The 6,249-nt window shown below is 66.1% G+C and carries 4 protein-coding genes and 1 tRNA gene; 3 read left to right on the plus strand and 2 right to left on the minus strand.

The window, feature by feature from the left end; all coding sequences use genetic code 11:
- The first annotated feature begins 1 nt into the window (after position 1).
- From WC585_RS16400 to WC585_RS16410, 3 genes are all read left to right on the plus strand, one after another.
- Positions 2–934 carry a bifunctional riboflavin kinase/FAD synthetase gene (locus WC585_RS16400; RefSeq protein WP_373259002.1) on the plus strand — a complete coding sequence of 311 codons (933 nt, stop codon included), beginning with the start codon at positions 2–4 and terminating at the stop codon, positions 932–934.
- A gap of 166 nt (positions 935–1,100) precedes the next feature.
- Positions 1,101–4,115 carry an isoleucine--tRNA ligase gene (gene ileS / locus WC585_RS16405; protein WP_373259004.1) on the plus strand — a complete coding sequence of 1,005 codons (3,015 nt, stop codon included), beginning with the start codon at positions 1,101–1,103 and terminating at the stop codon, positions 4,113–4,115.
- Between the two features lie 14 nt (positions 4,116–4,129).
- On the plus strand, positions 4,130–4,576 hold the full coding sequence (locus tag WC585_RS16410) for an MAPEG family protein (protein WP_373259006.1): 447 nt from the start codon (positions 4,130–4,132) through the stop codon (positions 4,574–4,576).
- 3 nt (positions 4,577–4,579) lie between these two features.
- Here WC585_RS16410 and WC585_RS16415 read toward each other — a convergent pair whose 3' ends face one another.
- Positions 4,580–6,022 (minus strand): aldehyde dehydrogenase family protein, encoded by a 1,443-nt coding sequence (locus WC585_RS16415; RefSeq protein WP_373259008.1) that lies wholly within the window; start codon positions 6,020–6,022, stop codon positions 4,580–4,582.
- 105 nt (positions 6,023–6,127) lie between these two features.
- Positions 6,128–6,204 (minus strand) — tRNA-Met (locus WC585_RS16420).
- Positions 6,205–6,249 lie beyond the last annotated feature (45 nt).

A 6,249-nucleotide genomic window follows, 5' to 3' on the forward strand; every position in this document is an offset into this window, starting at 1 on the left:
CTTGGTCCAGGTCGTCACAGACTGGCGCGACCTGCCTGAGGATCTGCGCGGAGCCGCCGTCGCCATCGGTGCCTTCGACGGTGTCCACCGCGGACATCAGGCCGTCATCGTCGCCGCGCGTCAGGCCGCCGAACGGCTCGGTGCCCCTCTCGCCGTGGTCAGCTTTGAGCCCCATCCCCGCCGCTGGTTCCAGCCCGAGGCTGCTCCCTTCCGCCTGATGACCACCGACCAGATGGCCCGCGCCCTGGTCCCCCTGGGTGTCGAACGCCTGTATCTACTGCCCTTCGACGTCGACATGGCCGCCATGACGGATGAGCAGTTTGCTGTTGAAGTTCTCGGTTCTGGCCTGGGCATCCGCCACGCCGCCGTCGGTTTCGACTTCACATACGGCAAGGGCCGCAGCGGTTCGCCCGAGGGTCTGCGCCGCCACGGCAAACAGCTGGGCTTCACGGTCAGCGTCATCGATCGACTGGACGATCCCGACGGGCTGAAGCTGTCGTCTTCCGCTGTGCGCGAGGCGCTGAAGGCCGGCGACATGGCCCGCGCCGCCACCATCCTGGGCCGCCCCTTCGCCATCCAGGGCGAGGTCGTGCACGGCGAAAAGCGTGGCCGCACCATCGGCGTGCCCACCGCCAACGTCCGCTTGGGCGAATACATGCGACCGGCATACGGCGTCTATGCCACCCGCACGCGCATGGCCGATGGTCGTATCGTCGGCGGTGTCGCCAACCTGGGCATCCGTCCCATGTTCGAGATCGAGGAGCCGCTGCTGGAGGTCTGGTTGCTGGACTTTTCAGGCGACCTTTATGGCCAGATCATCGAGACCGAACTGGTCGCCCTGCTGCGCGGCGAGATGAATTTCGACAGCCTGCACGCCCTGAAGGCCCAGATCGACGCCGACGCCGCCGCCGCGCGCGCCGTCCTGTCCGCCTAGCCTCCCGCGCACCGCCCTGCTAGACCGATCCCATCATGACCGTCCGCCTGTTTCGCCCGATTTCGATTAGCCGCCCGGCGTAGCGCCAACGGGCTCAAGCTCCGTGCTCGCCGGGATCGAAACATCACCGCGAACGATCACCCAAAGATACGCCTGGACGACTGATATGGCCGACGCCACACCCGACACCCCTACCGGCCGCGATTACCGCGAAACCGTCTTCCTGCCGGAGACTCCGTTCCCGATGCGCGGCGGCCTGCCGCAGAAAGAGCCGCTGATTCTGGAACAGTGGGGCGACCTGTATTCGACGCTGCGCAAGACCCGCCAGGCCCAGGGTGCACCGCTGTACGTTCTTCACGACGGCCCGCCCTATGCGAATGGCAACATCCACATCGGTCATGCGCTGAACAAGACGCTGAAGGACTTCGTGGTCCGGTCGCGGTTCCTGCTGGGCTATGACGTCGACTACGTCCCCGGCTGGGACTGCCACGGCCTGCCGATCGAATGGAAGATCGAGGAACAGTACCGCGCCAAGGGCCGCCGCAAGGACGAGGTGTCCAAGGCCGAGTTCCGGGCCGCCTGCCGCGAATACGCCGCTGGCTGGATCGACGTGCAGCGCGATCAGTTCAAGCGGCTGGGCATCACCGGCGACTTCGACAACCGCTATGCGACCATGGACTTCACGACCGAGGCCGCCATCGTCGCCGAGTTCCACAAGTTCAAGAACTCCGGCCAGCTGTATCGCGGCTCCAAGCCCGTCATGTGGTCGCCGGTCGAGCGTACCGCCCTGGCCGACGCCGAGATCGAATACCACGATCACGTCAGCCCCACGATCTGGGTGAAGTTCCCGGTCGTCGGCACGTCGGACAGCCATCCGGACGACCTGCTGGCCTTCCGCACCCAGACACCGTCGGTCGTGATCTGGACCACCACACCCTGGACCATCCCGGCCAACCGGGCGATCTCTTATGGCCCCGACACCGCCTATGGCCTGTACGAGGTTACGGCTCTGGAGACCGGGCTGGAGTTCGAGCCCTGGGCCAAGCCGGGCGACCGCTTCATCATCGCCGACAAGCTGGTCGAGGATGTCTTCAAGGCGGCGAAGATCGCGACCTGGACCCGCGTCTATGACATCGACCCGTCGGGTCTGGAGTGCGCCCATCCCCTGGCCGCGCTGGATAGCGGCTATGGCTTTTCCGTGCCCCTGCTGTCGGGCGACCATGTCACCGACGACGCGGGAACCGGCTTTGTCCACACCGCGCCCGGCCACGGCGCGGACGACTATGAGGTCTGGAAGGCGCACGGCCACAAGGAGGTGCCCGACACGGTCGACCCGGACGGGGCCTACTATCCTCACGTACCCCTGTTCGCGGGCCTGAAGGTGCTGGAGACCGAGGGCAAGAAGACCGGCAAGTTCGGCTCGGCCAACCCTGCCGTGATGGAAAAGCTGATCGAGGCAGGCACCCTGCTGGCGCGCGGGCGGCTGGAGCATTCCTATCCGCACAGCTGGCGCTCCAAGGCCCCGATCATCTTCCGCAACACGCCCCAGTGGTTCATCCGCATGGACGAGCCGCTCAAGGACGGCGACACCCTGCGCGACAAGGCCCTGACGGCCATCGACACCACGGCCTTCCATCCGGCGGCAGGCAAGAACCGCATCCGCACCATGGTCGAGAGCCGGCCTGACTGGCTGATCAGCCGCCAGCGCGCCTGGGGCACGCCTCTGGCCATGTTCGTCGACAAGCACACCGGCCATCCGCTGCATGATTCAGAAGTCGATGCCCGCATCCTGAAGGCCATCGCCGAGGGCGGGGCCGATGCCTGGTACGACCGGCCCGACGCCGACTTCCTGGGAGCGCACGATCCGTCACGCTACGAGAAGATCACCGACATCCTGGACGTCTGGTTCGACAGCGGCTGCACCCACGCCTTCACGCTGGAGGCACGCGATCCGGCTCACGGCTATACCGGCGACCGCCCCTCGCACTGGCCGGCCGACCTCTATCTCGAAGGCTCGGACCAGCATCGCGGCTGGTTCCAGTCCAACCTTCTCGAAGGCTCCGGCACCCGCGGCCGCGCCCCCTATGACGCCGTCCTGACCCACGGCTTCACCCAGGACGAGAACGGGGAGAAGATGTCCAAGTCCAAGGGCAACACGACCGACCCCGCCGTCATCATCAAGGAGTCTGGTGCCGACATCCTGCGCCTGTGGGTGTCGCTGGTGGACTATGCCGAGGACCAGCGGATCGGAAAGCAGATCCTCCAGACCACGGTCGATGCCTATCGCAAGCTGAGGAACACCGTCCGCTATCTGCTGGGCGCACTGGACGGTTTCGACGAGGCCGAGCGCCTGACCGACTATGCGCAGATGCCGCCGCTGGAGAAGTTTATACTGCATCGCCTGCACGAACTGGATGGCCAGGTGCGTCACGCCTATGCCGAATACCGCTTCCAGGACGTGGTCCGGCCGGTGCTGGAGTTCTGCTCCGGCGACCTGTCGGCCCTGTACTTCGACATCCGCAAGGACAGCCTCTACTGCGACCGCCCCGATGCGGTCCGCAGGCGGGCGGCCCGCACGGTGATGGACGAAGTCTTCATGCGCCTGACCGCCTGGCTGGCCCCGCTGACCCCCTTCACGATGGAAGAAGCCTGGGGGACGCGGTTCCCGGACGGCGGCTCGAACTGCGCGCGGGTGATCCCGGAGACGCCGGGGGAATGGCGGAATGACGATGAGGCGGCGCGGTGGGCGAAGGTCAAAGCAATCGTCGAAACCGTAATGATCGCGCTTGAAGACGAACGAAAAAACAAGGTGATCGGAGGGGCCCTCGACGCCAAAGTGACGCTTGTACATTGTCGTCGAACCGGAGCCTTCACTGCGGGCCGTACTGAAGTTGGTTCGTTGTTCACCGCCTTCGACGGTCTTGATGCAGCGGAGATTTTCAGAACCAGCGAGGCCCATCTCGTTTTGACCGAGTACCCGCTCAGCGACGAAATCATCGCCTACAGACACGGGTTCGAGATTAACAACGAAGCGATAAAGATTGCCGTCGACAAGGCCGCGTATCCCAAATGCGCCCGCTCGTGGCGGCGTGTCCCCGACGTCGGCTCCGACCCCGACTACCCCGACCTCAGCGCCCGTGATGCGGATGCCGTCCGGGCCTGGGACGCGGCGCGAGCCTGACAGCCATGATGGGCATGGAGACATCGGAACCGGCTCTGACGGCGCTCGCCGCCTGGGCCCTGGTTCCGATGGTTCTGCATGTCGGCCTGGTCGTCGGCCTCTATGTCGTCCTGACCTGGACACGTCTGATCGTCGTCAAACGGGGACAGGCCACCAAGGCCGACTTCGCGCGTGCCGACGGCGACCCGCGTCTGTCCGCCCGCATCCAACGCAATCTGGCCAATCAGTTCGAGGCGCCTGTGTTTGCCTGGATCGGCCTCGGCCTGCTGATCCTGACCGGACAGATCAATACGCTCGACGTCGCCGCCGCCTGGCTGTTCCTGATCGGGCGTGTGATCCACAGCGCGGTTCAGTGCACCAGCGACAATGTCGCCCTGCGCGGCCAGGTTTTCACAATCAACTTCGTGGCCATCCTCTGGCTGATGGCGCACGCGACCTGGGTCGTTGTGCTCAGCCTCTAGGCCTCAGCTGAAGCTGTACCCCGTCTTCGTCTGGGTGAAGAAATCCGCCGCCGCAAAGCCCTGCTCGCGCGGGCCATAGCTGGACTTCTTCGTGCCGCCGAACGGCACATGATAGTCCACGCCCGCCGTCGGCAGATTGACCATGACCATCCCCGCCCTGGCCCGCCGCTGGAAATCCCGCGCATGCTTCAGCGAGGTCGTGACGATGCCCGCCGACAGGCCGAACTCGACGCCGTTGGCGATCTCCAGCGCCTGTTCGTAATCGCTGACCCGGATCACCGAGGCCACCGGGCCGAATACCTCCTCGGTATTGATCCGCATGTCCGGGACCGTATCGACGATAAGGGTCGGATCGACGTACCAGCCGGGCGTCTCCAGCGTCAGACGCCGCCCGCCCTGCGCCACCCGCCCGCCCTCGCCGGTCGCAATGTCGATATAGCGATAGGACGTCTCCATCTGCGCCTCGCTGACCGCCGGGCCGATATTGGTCGCCGGGTCCAGGGCATGGCCGACCTTCAGCGCCGCCAGCCGCTCCGTCAGCACCGCCACGAAGCGGTCGTGAATACCGTCCTGCACGATCAACCGGCTGGACGCCGTACAGCGCTGGCCGGTCGCATAGAAACAGCCGTCCAGGGCCACAGCCACCGCCCGCTCCAGATCGGCGTCGTCCAGCACGATCAGCGGGTTCTTGCCGCCCATCTCCAGTTGGACGCGCGCCTGACGCTTTGCTGCCCCCATGGCCACGCCTGCCCCGACACCCTGCGAACCGGTGAAGCTGATCCCGTCCACTTCGGCGTGATCCACGATCGCTTGGCCTACCCCGCCGCGCCCGATGACCAGGTTCAGCACGCCCTTGGGCAGCCCCGCCTCGTGCAGAATGGCGACCAGCGCCTCGGCCGTCGCCGGCGTCGGTCCCGCCGCCTTCATCACGACGGTATTGCCGAACGCGAGGGCGGGTGCCGCCTTCCACGCCGGTATGGCGATGGGGAAATTCCACGGCGTGATCAGGCCGAACACCCCGACCGGCTGCCGCCAGGTCTGCACCTCTACGCCCTGCCGTACCGACGCCAGGGTCTGGCCGTGCAGCCGCAGCGCCTCGCCCGCGAAATACTTCAGGATGCGCGCCGCCCGTGCCGTCTCGCCGATCCCCTCGGCCAAGGTCTTGCCCTCTTCGCGCGACAGCAGCCGCCCGATCGTTTCGCGGCGCTCCATCAGAAAGGTACCGGCCCGGTCCAGCACATCGGACCGCACCTCCGGCGACGCCTCGGCCCAGGCCGGGAAGGCCCGGCGCGCGGCATCCACCGCCGCCTCCACCTCGGCCACGCCGCCGTCCGGCGTCCGCGCCACGATCTCGCGCGTGTCCGACGGGTTCAGCCCCTCGGCGGGCCGTTCAGCCTCGACCTTTCGGCCATCGATCCAGTGAGAGAGAGCCAGAATGTCTGCCATGGCGATGGTCTAGCCGAGATCATCCGTCGTTGAAACGGCCAGCCGGGCTCGATTTCGGACAGCAAAAAGCCCCGCTGGCGAGCCATGCGGGGCTTTGGGGTTGTTTGGGTGCGGGAGCAGGATTTGAACCTGCGACCTTCAGGTTATGAGCCTGACGAGCTACCGGGCTGCTCCATCCCGCGGCAAACGGTAGTGCAAAGGAAGAAGGGTTCGAGAGAACGGGCCCA

The organism is Brevundimonas sp. (genome assembly GCF_041648055.1).
Lineage (GTDB): Bacteria > Pseudomonadota > Alphaproteobacteria > Caulobacterales > Caulobacteraceae > Brevundimonas.

Excerpts from the sequence above, each read along its gene's own strand:
- ileS (WP_373259004.1), top strand. The coding sequence starts at position 1,101 with ATGGCCGACGCCACACCCGACACCCCTACCGGCCGCGATTACCGCGAA.
- WC585_RS16410 (WP_373259006.1), top strand. The coding sequence starts at position 4,130 with ATGGAGACATCGGAACCGGCTCTGACGGCGCTCGCCGCCTGGGCCCTG.
- WC585_RS16415 (WP_373259008.1), bottom strand. The coding sequence starts at position 6,022 with ATGGCAGACATTCTGGCTCTCTCTCACTGGATCGATGGCCGAAAGGTC.